15 protein-coding genes are annotated in these 15,871 nt (G+C 63.3%); 4 read left to right on the top strand and 11 right to left on the bottom strand.

From position 1 onward, the window contains the following. Positions 1-56: 56 nt before the first annotated feature. The 4 genes from ABE485_RS03300 to ABE485_RS03315 all read left to right on the top strand — a co-directional run bounded on the left by ABE485_RS03300 (position 57) and on the right by ABE485_RS03315 (position 4,510). Complete coding sequence (locus ABE485_RS03300) at positions 57-782, top strand: hypothetical protein (protein ID WP_346513423.1); 726 nt, start codon at positions 57-59, stop codon at positions 780-782. A 13-nt stretch (positions 783-795) separates the two neighbouring features. After that, the gene (locus ABE485_RS03305) at positions 796-2,013 is read left to right on the top strand and encodes a threonine ammonia-lyase (protein WP_346513425.1); all 1,218 of its coding nucleotides are present in this window, start codon (positions 796-798) and stop codon (positions 2,011-2,013) included. 558 nt (positions 2,014-2,571) lie between these two features. Beyond that, positions 2,572-2,994 (top strand): tripartite tricarboxylate transporter TctB family protein, encoded by a 423-nt coding sequence (locus tag ABE485_RS03310; RefSeq protein ID WP_346513658.1) that lies wholly within the window; start codon positions 2,572-2,574, stop codon positions 2,992-2,994. 10 nt (positions 2,995-3,004) lie between these two features. Beyond that, positions 3,005-4,510: a tripartite tricarboxylate transporter permease gene (locus tag ABE485_RS03315; RefSeq protein WP_346513427.1), complete on the top strand. Its 1,506-nt coding sequence runs from the start codon at positions 3,005-3,007 to the stop codon at positions 4,508-4,510. Between the two features lie 58 nt (positions 4,511-4,568). On the opposite strand, the gene ABE485_RS03320 is transcribed toward ABE485_RS03315, so the two are convergent. From ABE485_RS03320 to tssB, 11 genes are all read right to left on the bottom strand, one after another. Continuing rightward, positions 4,569-5,111, bottom strand: coding sequence for a PIN domain-containing protein (locus tag ABE485_RS03320; protein WP_430795385.1), 543 nt, complete (start codon positions 5,109-5,111; stop codon positions 4,569-4,571). Between the two features lie 124 nt (positions 5,112-5,235). Then, complete coding sequence (locus ABE485_RS03325) at positions 5,236-5,925, bottom strand: glutathione S-transferase C-terminal domain-containing protein (RefSeq protein WP_346513431.1); 690 nt, start codon at positions 5,923-5,925, stop codon at positions 5,236-5,238. Positions 5,926-6,058: 133 nt separating this feature from the next. After that, positions 6,059-6,886, bottom strand: coding sequence for a type IVB secretion system protein IcmH/DotU (icmH, locus tag ABE485_RS03330; protein ID WP_346513432.1), 828 nt, complete (start codon positions 6,884-6,886; stop codon positions 6,059-6,061). Position 6,887: 1 nt separating this feature from the next. Continuing rightward, on the bottom strand, positions 6,888-8,225 hold the full coding sequence (tssK, locus tag ABE485_RS03335; protein WP_346513434.1) for a type VI secretion system baseplate subunit TssK: 1,338 nt from the start codon (positions 8,223-8,225) through the stop codon (positions 6,888-6,890). Further along, positions 8,222-9,223 (bottom strand): type VI secretion system lipoprotein TssJ, encoded by a 1,002-nt coding sequence (gene tssJ / locus ABE485_RS03340; protein WP_346513436.1) that lies wholly within the window; start codon positions 9,221-9,223, stop codon positions 8,222-8,224. The genes tssK and tssJ overlap by 4 nt, the downstream gene beginning before the upstream one ends. Then, entirely contained in the window at positions 9,220-10,584 is a 1,365-nt protein-coding gene (tagH, locus tag ABE485_RS03345; RefSeq protein WP_346513438.1) for a type VI secretion system-associated FHA domain protein TagH, read from the bottom strand. Before tagH ends, tssJ begins: the two co-directional genes overlap by 4 nt. Further along, positions 10,581-11,600, bottom strand: a complete 1,020-nt coding sequence (gene tssG / locus ABE485_RS03350; RefSeq protein ID WP_346513440.1) for a type VI secretion system baseplate subunit TssG — start codon at positions 11,598-11,600, stop codon at positions 10,581-10,583. The genes tagH and tssG overlap by 4 nt, the downstream gene beginning before the upstream one ends. Continuing rightward, positions 11,564-13,330: a type VI secretion system baseplate subunit TssF gene (tssF, locus tag ABE485_RS03355; RefSeq protein WP_346513442.1), complete on the bottom strand. Its 1,767-nt coding sequence runs from the start codon at positions 13,328-13,330 to the stop codon at positions 11,564-11,566. Before tssF ends, tssG begins: the two co-directional genes overlap by 37 nt. A 27-nt stretch (positions 13,331-13,357) precedes the next feature. Further along, on the bottom strand, positions 13,358-13,759 hold the full coding sequence (tssE, locus tag ABE485_RS03360; protein ID WP_346513444.1) for a type VI secretion system baseplate subunit TssE: 402 nt from the start codon (positions 13,757-13,759) through the stop codon (positions 13,358-13,360). A gap of 33 nt (positions 13,760-13,792) precedes the next feature. Then, positions 13,793-15,265: a type VI secretion system contractile sheath large subunit gene (tssC, locus tag ABE485_RS03365; protein WP_346513445.1), complete on the bottom strand. Its 1,473-nt coding sequence runs from the start codon at positions 15,263-15,265 to the stop codon at positions 13,793-13,795. Positions 15,266-15,311: 46 nt separating this feature from the next. Next, positions 15,312-15,806, bottom strand: coding sequence for a type VI secretion system contractile sheath small subunit (tssB, locus tag ABE485_RS03370; protein WP_346513446.1), 495 nt, complete (start codon positions 15,804-15,806; stop codon positions 15,312-15,314). Positions 15,807-15,871 lie beyond the last annotated feature (65 nt).

Genomic DNA, 15,871 nt, shown 5'->3' on the forward strand with positions numbered 1-15,871 from the left:
GCGGTCCGGCAGGCGCCCTGGACGCATCTTGAAGGGGGCATACGGATGAGCAAGGCATGACAGCGTGGCCGATAACCGCCGTCGCCGCGGCGCTGCTTGCCGCGCTGCTGAGCGGCTGCATGATGCCTTCCGGGCCGGGCCAGCGCGGCCCCAAGGGCGAGGACATGTCCGCCGACCAGTTCGCGCAGACGGATTTCAACCGCACCGTCACGCTCGAAGTGCGCGACAACCTGAACAGCCTCTATTCGCTGCTGGACAAGCTGTACAGGCGCAATCCCCGCGAATGGCGCAAGACGGGGGCGCCGGACCTGGCGACGGCCGTCAACCGGGTCAAGCACTCCATTGAAGTCCGCGTTCCGCCCAGCGACCTGTCGGGGCTGCGCGACATCCAGATCCTGGCCGTCGCACTGGACCCGAACTACCCGGGCGACCGGGTCGGCGCTTTCATCTACGGCCTGGCCGACACCATCATCGCCGCGCACAACGGCAAGACCCGCCTTTACGCCACGGACGCGCTGGACGGGCAGCGGGTCTACAATGCCGCTCGGAACGTCGAGGCCGCGGCCTGGCTGCTGGCGTCGCGCCGCAACAACCAGGGCGAATTGCTGCTGCTGGCCAATGAAATGTCCCCGAACGCCACGAATCTCAGCTTCGAGCGCGAGTTCGGCGCCATCATCGGCCGGCTGGACCTGATCGCCAATCTGCTCGGCGAGAATTCCAGACGCATCGGGATCAACTACGCGCAAGGCCTCCTGCTGTTCAATTTCCTGCCCGTGCGCTAACAGGATTTCCATCGTGATCGATATCGCCTCCATCCAGACCGCCCGCGAAAACCTGCGCGGCCAGGTCCTGAAGACCCCCTTTACGCTGTCCCGCACGCTGTCCGACATCTTCGGCGCCGAGATCTGGCTGAAGTTCGAGAACCTGCAGTTCACCGCGTCCTTCAAGGAGCGTGGGGCGCTGAACCGCATGCTGACCCTGTCGGACGACGAGCGCGCCAAGGGCGTGATCGCGGTGTCGGCGGGCAACCACGCCCAAGGCGTCGCCTATCATGCGCAGCGCATGGGCGTGCCCGCCGTGATCGTGATGCCGCGCTTCACCCCGACGGTCAAGGTCGCCAACACGCGGCGCTTCGGCGCCGAGGTCGTGCTGGCGGGCGACACCTTCGACGACGCCAAGGCGCGCGGCTACGAACTGGCCAACGAACGCGGCCTGATCATGATCCACCCCTACGATGACGAGGCCGTCATCTCGGGGCAGGGCACGGTCGCGCTGGAAATGCTTGAAGACCAGCCGCAGCTCGACACGCTGGTCATCGCCATCGGCGGCGGCGGGCTGATCTCGGGCATCGCCACGGCCGCCAAGGCCTTGAAGCCCGGCATCGAAATCGTCGGCGTGCAGACCGAACGCTTTCCGGCCATGTACGCGGCGGTCAAGGGTGTATCCATGCCGCAGGGCCAGTACACCATCGCCGAAGGGATCGCCGTTAAATCCCCCGGCGACCTGACGCTGCCGATCGTGCAAAAGCTGGTCGACCGCGTCGAACTGGTCAGCGAGGCGGATATCGAGCACGCGATCGTGGTGCTGCTCGAAATCGAAAAGTCCGTGGTCGAGGGCGCGGGTGCCGCGGGCCTTGCCGCGTTGCTGCGTGCGCAGGAAGAGGGCAGCGACCGCTACAAGGGCAAGCGCATCGGCCTGGTCCTGACCGGCGGCAATATCGATCCCCTGATGCTGGGCGAACTGATCGAGCGCGGCATGGTGCGGGCCGGCAGGCTGGCGCGCATCCGCGTCGACCTGCGCGACCTGCCGGGCGCGCTGGCCCACGCGACCAAGCTCATCGCCGATGCGCAGGCCAACATCACCGAAGTGCACCACCAGCGCGCGTTCACCTCGTTGCCGGTGCGTAACGTGGAAGTGGACTTCGTGCTCCAGACGCGCGGGCCGGACCACATCCAGGAAGTGATCGACGTCCTGAATGCGGCGGGCTTCGCCGCCAGCAATCACGATCACTGAGCGACTGCGCGGCGCTTCGCGCCGCTGCGTACACGCAAAAAGCTTTCAGATAACTGTCAACTAGCTGTCCAGGCCGCAGGTTCAGGAAACCTTGCGGCCAAAGGGCGCTTGGGCGGAGCCGCCGCGCGTTCTCCGCCCCGTCGTCTGCCCTGTTCGCATTCATGCGCGTCCCGCAGGGCTCGGGAAAAAATGCATCTGAATATTTCTACGCTCACGAACGACAACGCAGAACGGAACTTTTCGTGAAGGAGCGAACTTCCAGTAAAACAGCGCCTTTCAGGCTGGTTCTGCCTGTATTTCGAAGGATTTCACGAAGCTTTCCCTGGAAATTTGTCCGTTCCATGGTCTAGGGGATATCCCGAAAAAAATCATGGTTCATCCGGATATTGATCATGTCGCTTCACGACTTACCATCCGGCGTTCAGGGCGTTGCCGGGCCACCTGACTCGGCTGCGCTGAACGAGGATTGCGCGCTTTCAGGGGGGTGACCACCGGGGCGCGGCAGATTAGGGAGACAGCGGTTTGATAAGAAACAGACAGGATTTCTGGTCCGGTGTGATGTTCATTGTCCTGGGGGGCGCCTTCGCCGCGCAGGCCACCCAATACTCCATGGGCAGCGCGGCCCGCATGGGACCGGGTTACTTCCCCTTCTGGCTGGGCATCGTGCTGGCGCTGATGGGCGCGACGGTGCTGATGAGCGCCTTGTCGCCGCGCGCCGAGACCACCACGATCAGCCGCTTCGATTTCCGCATCCTGCTGCTCGTGGTCGGCTCGGTGGTCGTGTACGGTTTTTCCCTGCGCTATCTCGGGCTGTACCTCTCGGTATTTCTGCTCGTCCTCATCAGCAGCTACGCCAGCCACGAATTCAACTGGAAGGTGGCGGTCGCCAACGGGCTGTTCCTGGTGGTTTTCTCCTACCTGGCGTTCATACGCGGACTTGGGCTGATTTTTCCGCTCTGGCCCAGCGTGCTGACCAACTAGGAGACCGCACATGGAACTGCTACAAAACCTGATGCTGGGTTTCTCGGTGGCCTTCACCCCCGAGAACCTGACTTACGCATTCATCGGCTGCCTGCTGGGCACCCTGGTCGGCGTGCTGCCCGGCCTGGGACCGGTGCCCACCATCGCGATGCTGCTGCCCATCACCTACGTGCTGCCGCCCACCGCCGGGCTGATCATGCTGGCGGGCATCTACTACGGCACGCAATACGGCGGCTCCACCACGGCGATCCTGGTGAACCTGCCGGGCGAGACCTCCGCGGTGGTGACGGTCCTGGACGGCCACCAGATGGCGCGCAATGGACGCGCCGGCGCGGCGCTATCGCTGGCGGCCATCGGATCGTTCTTTGCCGGAAGCGTGGCGACGGTGCTCATCGCCGCCTTCGCCCCGCCATTGGCCGAAGTGGCATTCGCGTTCGGGCCCGCGGAATACTTTTCCCTGATGGCCCTGGGCCTGATCGGCGCCGTGGTGCTGGCGTCAGGCTCGCTGCCGAAAGCCATCTGCATGATCCTGCTGGGCCTGCTCCTGGGCATGGTCGGCACCGACGTCAACTCCGGCGTGGCCCGCTACGACTTCAGCATCCCTGAACTGCAGGACGGCATCGATTTCGCGATCGTCGCGATGGGCGTGTTCGGCCTGTCGGAAATCATGGGCAACCTGGAGCTGAAAGAGAACCGGGTGGAGATCACCGACAAGGTCGGGTCGCTCTATCCCAGCCGCCAGGAATTCCGCGAGGCCGCTCCGGCCATCGTGCGCGGCACGGCGCTGGGCTCGGCCCTGGGCATCCTGCCGGGCGGCGGTTCGGTCCTGTCCGCCTTTGCGTCATACACGCTGGAAAAGAAGCTCTCGAAAGAGCCGCAGCGGTTCGGCAAGGGCCATCCCGCCGGGCTGGCGGGCCCCGAATCGGCGAACAACGCCGGCGCGCAGACCTCGTTCATCCCGCTGCTGACACTGGGCATCCCGGGCAACGCGGTGATGGCGCTGATGGTGGGCGCGATGACCATCCACAACATCCAGCCGGGTCCGCAGGTCATGTCCAGCCACCCCGAGCTTTTCTGGGGGCTGATCGCGTCCATGTGGATCGGGAACCTGATGCTGGTCATCCTGAACCTGCCGCTGATCGGGATCTGGGTAAAACTGCTGCGCGTGCCATACCGGATGCTGTTCCCCGCGATCCTGGTGTTCTGCACGATCGGCGTGTACTCGCTGAACTACAACGCGTTCGACATCTTCATGTTCGCCATCTTCGGCATCGTCGGCTATGTGTGGAGCAAGCTGGGCTGCGAAGGCGCGCCGCTGCTGCTCGGACTGGTGCTGGGGCCGATGATGGAAGAGAACTTCCGCAGGGCGCTGCTGCTTTCGCGAGGTGAATTCAGCACCTTCGTCACCCGTCCGCTGTCGGCGACGCTGCTGGCGCTGGCCGCGATCCTGCTGGTGCTGGTCACGATGCCCGCGCTGCGCAAGAAGCGCGAGGAAGCCTTCGTAGAGGTCGACTGACAGGCCGCAGAGGGTTGGCTCCGGGTCTGGTTCGGCGCAAGCCGGCCAGGCCCTTTTTTTATTCCCTTGAAACCAGGTTCTTCAGGCCGTACAGCCGTTCGCGATGCAAGGTCGTGGCGAGCGGCTCGGGTTCGCGGCCAAGCGCGATGTAGTCGGCGGGAATCTGCGCGATGGCATCGCGCATGCGGTCCGCGCCCGCGTGCCACCACTGCACCAGCATGCGGTCGGGGTTGTACACGTCCAGTCCCTGGCGACGCAGTTCGGAGCGGTTGAAATCCTTCAGGTTCCACGTCAGCACCTGCACCGTGGGCGTCTGCGGCAGGCCGCAGCGTGCGCGCCGCGCCAGTCCCGCCGCGATCACGTGGAAGTCCTTGGGGTCGCTGTAGCGCAACGAGGCTTCGTAGACCTGGGTGTCGGATTCGATGGCGCCGGGAAACCGCGCATTCATGTCCGCCCAGAAGTCCGCCATCACTTCCGGCGGAATGTCCCAGATGCGCGAGGCATTGCGGCGCCATTCCTCGCCGATGCGTTCGGTCCAGACCGGCAGGAACACGCCGGCCTCGGCCAGGCGCAGCAGCAGCCGGCGCAGGATGCCGGACATGAGGACGCAGGCGTCGAGGACGATAAAGGGGGGCGAAGCAGTGGGGGCGGTCAAGGTTGAAACATCGATCTGGCGGGGAGCAAGCCGGAAAGCATAACGATTTTCCGGATTTGCCGCGCAGGCCTCAGTCCAGCTCTGCCCGCAGGGCAAGGCAATGGCTCACCAGGTTCGGCCGTGAAAGCAGGCGCTGCTTGAGCGGCGTGTCGATGGCGTAGTAGTAGATATTGGCCAGAAAGCCGTAGATGCCGGCGTCCACGCTGCCGGGGTTGGGGCCGAACATGAAGGGGCTGTCGCCAAGCAGGTCGGCGATCACGTCCAGGTCCGCGACGCCGCGCGCATAGGCTTCCTCGGGGGCATACCGGCCGATGCCCTGATAGTGGTAGCGCTGGAAGTTGTATTGCCGCGCGGCCTCCAACTGCTGCGGGGCGACCTCGGGATGCGTGTCCAGCAGGGCCTTGCGGAAGGCGGGCCAATAGCGGTCGTCGCGCCAGCGGGAATAGGACATCACCCAGTACAGATCATCCAGGGTGCGCCGGATCATCAGGTCCTGGCCCTGTTGCGCGTGGCTCAGCGAGGCGTCCATGGTCAGTTCGTACTGGCGCTTCAGGTAGGCGATGATGGCGTCGCTGTCGCCGATGGCAAGGCCATTGTCGGTCAGGTAGGGAAGCTGTCCCCTGGGGGCGGCGCTGACGTCGATGCCGTGCTCGTGGTCGAACGGCAGGCGGCACAGCTTCAGGAACGCGTAGACCTTCAGGCCATACGGATTGTTGTCTTCAAGGCCGAAGAGTCCGGGGTAGGAGTGGAGGGTGATCATGGCGAGCTCCCTGATGGCCGGATCAGATTAAATCCGCCGGGGCCCTTTGCACATTCTTTTTTTGGCGTATGGCGGATCCGGGCCGCCCGGCCGGCCCGCGGCCCTCCAGCCCGCTTCCCGGGACGCGCCCGAGTCACTTCCGGAGAATCTCGTCCAGTGAGCGGAGCACCAGTTCGCTGGTATTACCCAGGCTTGTGGCAAAGGCGGCATAGGCGGCGGCCAGCAGAATCAGGACGATCAGCCAGGGTGTCCACCATGGCCACAGCCGGCCGACGCGGTAACGGCTCGACACGATATTCTCCTGCGCGTCGGTCAGGACATCCGGCGACTCGCCGCGCAGTTCGCGAAGCTGGCGGTGAAGTTTGATGATGATCGCTTGCAGGGCTTCGGTCTGACTGTGCTGCATGCCGTACTTGCCCTTGAAGCCCAGGCAGAGGCACAGATACTTGAACTCCAGGACATCGCGATACTTGCCGGTGTCCATCATCATGCGCGACAGCACCGTAAAGAATTTTTCGCCGCCCCAGGTTTCGTTGTGGTTCACGCTGAGCAGGGACCGTTCGGCCCAGCGCGAATGCGCTCCCCAAGGGGTGCTCATCACCGCTTCGTCGACAAAGCTGCACAGCGCGTAGCGATAGGCAAGCTGGGTCGCGCTGTCGTAGCCGTGATGGCGGATTTCTTCGTCCAGCGCCGAAATCTGGTCCCGGACGGTGGCGTAGAGCCGCTCCACGCCTTCGTAGTGCGAGAGCTTGCGCAAGCGGATCACCAGGCCGAACAGGGGCAGCGCTCCGTCCACCAGAGGATTGTAGCCATGGCCGCGGAGCTGGAATCCCAGGTCCACGTCGTGGTCGATGTGCCCGACGGTGTCGAACGCGATGCCTTCCTTCCGGTCTATCGCGGCAACCGGGGCGGTGCGCAGAAAGCTCCCGTCGCCGGAAAGGGTGGTCTCGGTGGTGCTCATTTCATTGGCTCCTGATCGCCCAGAATTGCAGTTCCATTTCGGGATAGTCGCCAGCGATATGGAAACCGAAGCCCGCCGTCTCACGCATCATCTGCCAGCTCGGATGGCTGCGGTCCAGCTGGAAGTAGGTGAAGCCGGCATGGAAAGGAAGATGCCGGGGCGCAACCGGCAGGGGCAGCAGCGGAATGCCGGGCAACTGCAGGCTGACCAGTTCGCCCAGCTTCTCCATCGACGTTATCTTGGTCTGCTGGACGAACTGCTGGCGCAACTTGTCCAGCGGCATGCGGGCGCGCACGGCCAGGATGAAATCCGCATTGGCGTACAGGCTTCGGTCGTGCACGGCCGCGGTCAGTACGCCGTACTGCTGGCGTTCGATGGGCAGTGATACCGCGCGCGGTTGCAGCACGGTGCTCAGCGAGCGGCGCAAGGTCTCCTCGAGCACGCGAAACGACGCGCGCGGATTGTCGTGCTGATAGGCCGGGTACTCCTGGGGAAGCCGGCCTTCGTCGGTGAACGTGACCAGTTCTCCGCATGCCTGACTGAAGGCGATGTACACCTGCTCCGGATGGACCTGTCGCAGGCGCGACAGGTGCAGGAACAAAGGGTGCAGGCGATTGAGCACCAGCAGCAAGTTGAAATCGGTCACGTCGGCGACGCCCGCCTGGCCCGGCGAGCCGATACGCTCGGCGATGTTTTTCGCGCGTTCGCGCATCAACCCGGAAATTTCGCCGAGATACCGCTTGAGCGGGGGAATCGCGTTCAGCGAAATGCCGGTGGGATAGAACGTATCGTCCAGCAGGAGGCTTCCGTCCGGCCGACGGTCCAGCAGGCGGCATATCGCGATGCCGGTGAATGCGCTGCGGTCGTCTCGCTCGAGCGCCATCTGCAGGTTCAACGCCGCCAGATTCATAGGCACATAATCGCCTTCCTGACTGTGCGTGTCCCGGATCTCCTCGTTGCGGGTCACATATCTGGAATTGGCGTACGTTTCCGGCCATTGCACTTCCAGCACGCCGTCCGATCGCAACGGCAACGTCAGGTAAACCGTCTGGTTGACCGCTGAGGCGTCCATGACGGGCAACGGCGCGGGGGGAGGCTGGTCATTGGGAATGTCGAACACGCTGCCGTCGGGCATGACTCCCCGTGCGCGCACGATCGCGATCTTGCCGAAGCTCAGATACTCCTGGTTCAGCTCGAGCTCGCTGAATCCATAGAGATGCTCGCTGACGCCGCTGATCCGCTGATTGGCGTGGTGCTCCGTCATGCGGGCTTGTTGTTGAAAATGTTGGGGCTTGACGAAAAGCCCCTCGCTCCAGATAACGGGATTGCGGGATGTCATGGTTGGGAGCCCGGTTGGGATGGTCGATGGCTTTCGTCGGTAATGGCAACGCGATTGCCGCGCAGCGTCAGAAGCAGTGCATACTTTCGTCCCCTGGGTTCGAGGCGGAACGCCTGTTTCCACACGGCGCCGTTCTGTTCATGGAAGTCCGCCACGATGGCCACATACTTCGTGTCCGACTGGATCCTGGCGAAATCGATGTACTTGAACTGGCCCGGCACGAGGACGTAGTCGTCCTGGGCCACGAATGTGGTGCCCAGAGTCTTTTTCAAATCCTTTGCCAACAGCAGCGGATCCGCGTTCAGCAGGAGCGAATCATCCTTGAGCTGCAGCACCTTGAACGCGACCGGCGTGGCGATATTCCTGGCCGCGGAGGCAGGCGCCGCGAAGGCGGCGACCTGCCCATGGCTGTATTGGCCCGGCCCGCGTTCCAGGCCGTCGGGCGAGGCGTCGGCGTCCGGCTGATCCTCGGGAGCCAGCGCCAACGGCAACGGCGCGCGGGTCACGCCTTGTGTCGCCAGGGACGGCTTGCCGCCGAGCTGCCGATTGGGCATGAAATACTGAGAGACGTCGATCCCTGAAGGCAGCGAGGCGGCGCCGGGCGCGCCCGCGGCCTGCGCCACACGGGATGAGCGCTGGTCGATACGGCTCAGGAACTCCGAAGCCTTGGGAACCTCCAGCTCGTCCAGCAGGCCGCGCAGGCCTTCTATCAGCTCGCGCCGGCTTCCGGATTTCAGGTTGACTTCGAACGGCCCTTCGGCGGGTGGCGCGGACCGCGCCGCTTCGTCCGCCTGAGGGTCGGCCGTGCTCTGCGGATTGGGATTGACGTCGTCGGCGGCGTACAGGCTCAAGCCAATCTGGCTAGGCTGATCTTCGGGCGTCCCCACGGGAATCGAGGGGTCCATCAGAATCTGGCCCGTCTTCGTCAGGACGTCTCCGACCGCGCCGCAACCCGCAAGGAGTGCGGCCGCAAGCAGGGCCGCAATACAGGGCTTCATTGCGCCTCCGCGCGCAGGGCGCGGTCGTAGGCCTGTTCGAAGACTTCCCAAAAGAGTTTTTCGAACCCGCTCTGGCGAGTGGAGCTGAGTTCATCGTAGTAGTGGGCATACATCTTCCAGGCCCAGTCGCCGGCATCGGTCTGCTGGCTCTGCTCAGGCCGATAGCGATGAAAGCGCTGCAGCAGAAGATCGGGAGAAAAAGCGCGCATCAGGGCATGGAGACCGGCCTCTATGCCCTTGATTGTTGCCGTCTGGTGCACCTTCAACTGCGCCATGCTTTCTTCGACTGCGGCCGCCGGCGACAAATGCACGACGCTGCGCTCGCTGGAGAACAGTGCCTGCAGTGTGTCGTGATAACTCTGATTCAGACGCAGGGGATTGTCTTCGATGGGCTGCAACGTCAACGAGTTCAGCGTCAACCGGCGCTCGTCTCCCACCGGGTCTGCGTACAGGTCGGCGATCCCGCGAATGGCCGCGCCCAGGGCTTCGCCAGCTTCTCGCATCAGCGTGCGGCTGGCCGTCAGGTCAAGAGGAGCCGGCGACATGCCCAGCGCTTGCTGCAGCGGCGCGGCCGGATGCAGGGCATCGCTGCGTGCGTCGGGCGAAGGCGTTGGCCAGGTTGAGTCTGATACAAAATGATCGCGTGACTTCGACATGCAGGAGACTACGGAAGAAGTTTGAGGCGCGCCGGCGACAGCGGCGTATCGGGTTGCGGCGTGGTCGGGCTGGGTTGGCGTGCTTCCCATGTGCGCATGCGGGGCAGCGGCGACATCGATAATTGCGGCCGGGTGCCGCTCCGTGCGTTCCGCGGCATCCAACGCGCGTAACGGATCCAGATCGGCTTGCGGATCCCGTTGCCTAGCCAAGGCGTGGAAAGCCGCGTCGGCGCCGGGATTGACGGGGTCTTGCTCGAAGGAGTAGAGACCTTGCGGGAGCGTCTCCATGTCGTCGCCGCGCGCATTGAGGAGTTCGGCGACTTCATACTGCGCCAGATGGCGGGCGGGGTCGGGCAACCCGTGGACGTCGTCCTGCAGGTGCACGGCGCCCTGGTAAGGGCCGATGTGCAGAATGTCGCCATCCCGCAGGCGGGCGCCGACCATCGAGCCCAGCGGGTCACCGGCGTCATTGACGCGTGTGTGGCCGGAAGTGTCCACCACGCAGAAAAACCCGTCGCTATGGCGGATTTCGCAATGCACTGGCAGCACGCGCCGCCCCTTGTCGACCAGTATCCAGCTCGCGCCCTGGCTGCCTATGCTGCCGCCTGCAATGCCGAACCGATGGCGGGGCGTGCTGCCATGCTGGAGCGAATGCGGGTTGGCGACGACGAGCGCGATGCCGGCGCCGGTTGGAAGCGTGTTCATAGCCGAGCCTTTATCTTGACAGTGGAGGTGCGCCGCACGACCGTATGCGCGACAAAACTGGTCCAGCCCAGGTGAGCGCCGCTGGCGCGGCCGAGATTGAACGGCGGCACTTCTTCCTGTCGCAATCCGAGGTCCAGGTCATACGCGGCGGGGTCGCGCAGGAGGAAGTCGATCAATTTGCGCAAGCGCTCAAAGTTCTGGCCGCTGGGCAGGAATTCGCGGAAGCGCTTCTGATCCAGATCGGGAATGACGATCGTGAACTTGCTGTAGCGCGTGCGGACGCGGTCGCCGATCACGAAGTCCTCGCCCAGCGAGCCATTGCGACTGCCCAGCGACAGGCATTGGCTGGTCGATATGTGCATGTAGCGCGGCTCGAATTCGCGGATGCGGACTGTCTTGAGATCGAAGCAATGCGCGACGATGCCCGCGACAACCTGGGGAGACCGGCTGCGGCCGGCGATGGCGCCCGCGTAGCTGAGCAGCCGGCTCCACGGGATGGGGGTGGCGCCGCGCAGCTCGACGTCGCCGAGCCCCACCATCGAGAAAACATAGCGCGAGAAGCGATCCTCGGCCTCCCGGCGGAACCGCACGTAATAACGGTATTTTCGCCAGGCCTGGTGCAGCAGCGTCAGTAGCCGGTGATGAAAGAAGTCCAGGAATGCCGGGCGTATCCCGACCCCCTGACCGGACTCATAGGCAAGCCGGTCCAGGTAATAGCCCGGCAGCGGAGAATCGGGTCCGTGCAGCCCGAAAAAGGTGGCCTGCACGCGATAGTCGCTGCTGGCGGAGTCGGGCATGCGCTCGGCCAGGGCCACGTCCGAGGCAGGAAATCCCAGCCCGGCATGGCTGCCAAGGCGTACGCGCTGATGCGCGGGGTCGGTGCTCTCGGAGGCCTCCAGGTTATCGCCGTGCAGGCCGTGCAACCGCTCGAGCAGACGGAAAAAGTCATAGTTTTTCGCGTCGGCCAGCAGGTGGTTGGCTAGATCAGCGGTTGCTTGCCGGTCTGCAGTGGCCATTCGTAATGCTCGTTGTTGCCGGAGTTGGTGGCTTCCAGCAGATGGAAGGAATTGATGCTCGCGTAAAGCGCGAAGAAATGGCTGAGCACGGTGCCGAAAAGATATAGGTCTCCCTCGCAGAGAAACGCGCTCGGATCGAGGCGTAGCCTGGTCTTCAGCCCTCGTATGGGCAGGCCTTTCATCAGGATGTCCGTCGGCGTGGTGACGGCCTCCCCGATGCCGTCCAGACGCTTGCGCGTGGTCCGCGCGCGCTGGATGTCGTGCAGCGCGGCGAAGTCGTATCCTCGCAGCACGGCCTTCAGTGGCTCGGTCGACAGCAGCGAAAGATAATTCAGCGAGAGGTTGGAGATCAGCGTCCACTGGAGTTCGCCGTCCAGCACGGGACGGTAGGACGGCGTGGGGCGCGTGATGTTGCTGTAGCTGGCGAACGTCGGCGTCGTCTGTGTCTGCTGGCATATATCGCCCACGCCGAGCGCCAGTGGCAGATCCCGGTTGGTGCAGGTCAGGGCCAGCGACACCGTCTCGTCTTCGTCGATGTAATCCGTCTCGTCGCCGCGGATGAACGCCACGCGGTGCCGCACGCCGCCCTCGGTCAGCGCGTTCTCGATCCGGGTCCGATAGTAGAGCGCTGTGCGCCCTTGTGCGTGCTCGATCTCGTGCTGCAGGGATTCGAAGGGATGAAATGTCCGCAGGAATTTCCCGCGCCCGCCATCGGCGAACCGATGCCATCCGCTGACATCATCGATGCTGAAGATCTCGTAGGCGTCCGGGCGTTGTCCGCCGGGCAGTATCCGCTGGTCGACGGACCGGCCGTTGAGATTGATCGGCTCGGCATCATGCGCGAACAGATTCACCGCCGGCGTGCAGTACAGCATCAGGTCATTGTTTCGAAGGCGGATGTCCACCGGCATGGGCCGGTTGAAGTGGAACTCCAGGCGCACATTGTCCGTGCTGCCTGCCGGCCACAATGACCGCAACGCGGTCAGGCTGAAGAACTGGAAGCGGCGCGGAAAGATGAAGTATTCCTGGAGGATCCGGTAGCCATCGAAAACGTTCCTGGGATAGGGCAGCAGCGCTTGGTCGGGAGAAAATCCGGGGAACTTGATCTGGCGCGCGGTCAGCAGGCGGGTCTGTCCCCCGACATCGACCCGGATTTCAGCCAGGTATCTGGACAGCCACAGATACAGCGTGAGCGCGGTCGTTTCGTCGCCGGCCAGATGAAAATCCAGCTGGTCGCAATCGAAGCTGTCCAGGGAGTTACCGGCCATGGGCGCAAGGTCGACGCGCATGATGGACTTCTCGCGCGTGTGCGCATCGCTGACCTCCTGGATACGCAGGGGATACAGCGTCACATCCGCGCAGGTGCGGAACTCGCAGCGTATGCCTTCCACGGGCCGGGACAGGATCTGGGTTCCCTTGGGAATCACCTGGCGCGTCGTGATGGCCCGATCGATCGGATCAAAGCGCATGATGGTCACGCTGGGCAATGGCCTGAGATAGTTGGGCCACAGCAATTGCAGCAGCGAGTGGGTCAGCTCGGGTAGATCGTCCTCGATCTTCAGGCGCAGCTTGGCCGTGAGAAATGCGAAGCCCTCCAGCAACCGCTCCACGTCGGGGTCGGCGGCTTCATCGCCCAGGAATTGGGACAATTGCGGATTCTCGCGCGCGAATTCGCGGCCGAGCCGGCGCAGATAATCCATCTCTTCGCGGAATTTTCCCCGCAGCGGCATGCTTTTCCTTTCTCCCTCGGCGTCGCGCTAGACGACTCGCGTGTATCGGTCCGGACGTTGGATCACGAGATCGATCTCCACTTGTTCTTCCTCATTGGCGATCGGCACCAGGCAGTCGAGACGGAAATTGAGACTCAGCGGTTCCGAAACATCGGGACGCGCCCGCACGCCAAGCACTTTCACCCGGGGTTCGAACGCGGCCACCGACTGACGGATATCCCGGCTTACTTGCAGCAACAGGTCGGAGCTGCCGATCGCGGCGTCGTTGAAATCCTGCAGCCCCAATTCGGGACTGCTTTGCGAACAGCCGCGACGGCTGTTCAGGATGAGCTCAAGGTGCCGCCTGATGGCGTGAATGCGTTCGGATGCGGCGTCTTTGCGCGATCGGACGCGCCGAGGCGGCGCGTCCGGATCCAGGCGTTCGAACAAGCTGCCTTGCCCGGCTGATCTGGGCATTTCCGACTATTCCTTGTCGAGCCGCCCAACCAGCGACAACTCGAAATTGGCGCCCATGTACTTGAAGTGCGGCCGCACGGCCAGGGACACCTGGTACCAGCCCGGATTGCCGGCCACGTCCTGCACCTGCACCTGCGCGGCGCGCAAGGGGCGGCGGCTGCGCACGTCGGAGGAGGGGCTTTCCTGGTCCGCGATGTACTGCTTCAGCCAGCCATTGAGTTCGCGTTCGAGATCCTGGCGCTCTTTCCAGCTTCCGATCTGTTCGCGCTGCAGCACCTTGATGTAGTGCGCGAGGCGGTTGATGATGAACATGTACGGCAATTGCGTGCCCAGTTTGTAATTGGTCTGGGCTGCCTGGCCTTCCGGGGTTTTCTGGAAAAGCTTGGGCTTTTGCACCGAATTCGCGGAGAAGAACGCCGCGTTGTCGCTGTCCTTGCGCATGGTCAGGGGAATGAATCCCTCTTCGGCAAGTTCGAATTCCTTGCGGTCCGAGACCAGCACCTCGGTGGGAATCTTGGCCTGCAACTGACCCAATGATTCGTAGAGATGAACCGGCAGGTCATCCACCGCGCCGCCGGACTGCGGGCCGATAATATTCGGACACCAGCGGTATCTGGCGAAACTGTCCGTGATGCGTGTGGCGAGCAGGTATGAGGTATTGCCCCACAGGTAATTGTCGTGGGCGCCGTCGATAGCCTCGCGGTATACGAAGCTGCGGGTCGGGTTCTCGAGGGGATCGTAGGGCTGGCGCAGCAGGAACCGCGGCATGGTGAGCCCGAGATAGCGCGCATCTTCCGACTCGCGCAAGCCGCGCCATTTGGCGAATCTCGGCCCTTCGAAAATGTCCTTCACTTCTTTCAGGTTCGGCAAGTCCTGGAAGCTCTGGATATTCAGGAATTCCGGCCCCGCCGCCGCGAGGAACGGCGCATGCGACATGGCGCCGACCGATGCTGCGTAGCTGAGCAGTTTGATGTCGGGCGCGGAGGGGCCGAACGTGTAGTTGCTGACGATGGTTGCGATGGGCTCGCCGCCAAACTGCCCATATTCTGCCGTGTATACATGCTTGTAGAGTCCGCTGCGGGTGATATCGCCGCAACTCTCGAAATCTTCCAGCAGTTCATCCTTGGTGACGTGCAGGATTTCGATTTTGATGTTCTCCCGGAAATCCGTGCGGTCCACCAGGAGTTTCAGGCCCCGCCATGCGGACTCGAGTTCCTGCAACGGCTTGTGGTGCAGGATGGCATCCATCTGGTGGCCGATCTTGCGGTCGATTTCCGCAATCATCTGATCGACCAGTTGTTTATTGACCGGCTGTTCGCGATCTTTGCTTTGCAGGATCTCGCCGATGAACGCGGCGACTCCGCGTTCCGCGACGGCATAGCCTTCGTGGCTGGGTTCGATGCGGGTCTGCGCCATGATCTGCTCGAGCAGGCCATGGGTTGGTTTCATTTCCTGGGCAACGCTAGATTGAGCTTTCATGCTCTTGTCCTTGTAAACCGATGGGGCGTGCGGAAAGCGGATGCGGTCAGGAAGCGGCCGAGTCCAGCACCAGATTCAATTCCTTGGCCAGCGCGCTGCGCGCCTTGTCGTCAGCCAGCAGTGTCTGAAGCTGCTTGCGGAATGCCGGCACGTTGCCCAGCGGACCCTTGAGGGCTACCAGGGCCTCCCGCAGTTCCAGCAGCTTGTTCAGTTCCGGCACCTGCCGGGCGATGGAATCGGGCGAAAAGTCCTTGATTGCCTTGAACTGCAGGCCGACGCTGAGCGTGTCGTCTTCCTGGCCGTCGCCCAGACGCGAAGGAACCTGCATTGCCAGCTGCAGTCCCGCGCCCGACAGGACTTCGTCGAAATTGTCTTTGTCGATGCGCACCAGGGGACGCTCTTCGATGGGGGCCTCTTCAGCATGCCCCTTGAAATCGCCGGTAATGAGCAGCTTCAGCGGCAGTTCCATTTCAGCCTGCTGATCGCCAGTCGCTGGCACGTACTTGATATTGATACGTTCTTGGGGGGCGACTGACGCCATTTTTTTCGCCATGTGAACTCCTGGTTATAACCGCCGGGGAAACAGAAAGCGGGCCCGGCTTGGAG

This window comes from Achromobacter spanius (assembly GCF_039673305.1).
GTDB lineage: Bacteria > Pseudomonadota > Gammaproteobacteria > Burkholderiales > Burkholderiaceae_B > Achromobacter > Achromobacter spanius_F.

Coding starts and splice junctions, on each gene's coding strand:
- ABE485_RS03315 (WP_346513427.1), top strand. CDS start 3,005: ATGGAACTGCTACAAAACCTGATGCTGGGTTTCTCGGTGGCCTTCACC.
- tssC (WP_346513445.1), bottom strand. CDS start 15,265: ATGAAAGCTCAATCTAGCGTTGCCCAGGAAATGAAACCAACCCATGGC.
- tssG (WP_346513440.1), bottom strand. CDS start 11,600: ATGGCCACTGCAGACCGGCAAGCAACCGCTGATCTAGCCAACCACCTG.
- tssK (WP_346513434.1), bottom strand. CDS start 8,225: ATGACATCCCGCAATCCCGTTATCTGGAGCGAGGGGCTTTTCGTCAAG.
- ABE485_RS03310 (WP_346513658.1), top strand. CDS start 2,572: ATGTTCATTGTCCTGGGGGGCGCCTTCGCCGCGCAGGCCACCCAATAC.
- tagH (WP_346513438.1), bottom strand. CDS start 10,584: ATGAACACGCTTCCAACCGGCGCCGGCATCGCGCTCGTCGTCGCCAAC.
- tssF (WP_346513442.1), bottom strand. CDS start 13,330: ATGCCGCTGCGGGGAAAATTCCGCGAAGAGATGGATTATCTGCGCCGG.
- ABE485_RS03325 (WP_346513431.1), bottom strand. CDS start 5,925: ATGATCACCCTCCACTCCTACCCCGGACTCTTCGGCCTTGAAGACAAC.
- tssJ (WP_346513436.1), bottom strand. CDS start 9,223: ATGAAGCCCTGTATTGCGGCCCTGCTTGCGGCCGCACTCCTTGCGGGT.
- ABE485_RS03300 (WP_346513423.1), top strand. CDS start 57: ATGACAGCGTGGCCGATAACCGCCGTCGCCGCGGCGCTGCTTGCCGCG.
- icmH (WP_346513432.1), bottom strand. CDS start 6,886: ATGAGCACCACCGAGACCACCCTTTCCGGCGACGGGAGCTTTCTGCGC.
- tssB (WP_346513446.1), bottom strand. CDS start 15,806: ATGGCGTCAGTCGCCCCCCAAGAACGTATCAATATCAAGTACGTGCCA.
- ABE485_RS03320 (WP_430795385.1), bottom strand. CDS start 5,111: ATGTCCGGCATCCTGCGCCGGCTGCTGCTGCGCCTGGCCGAGGCCGGC.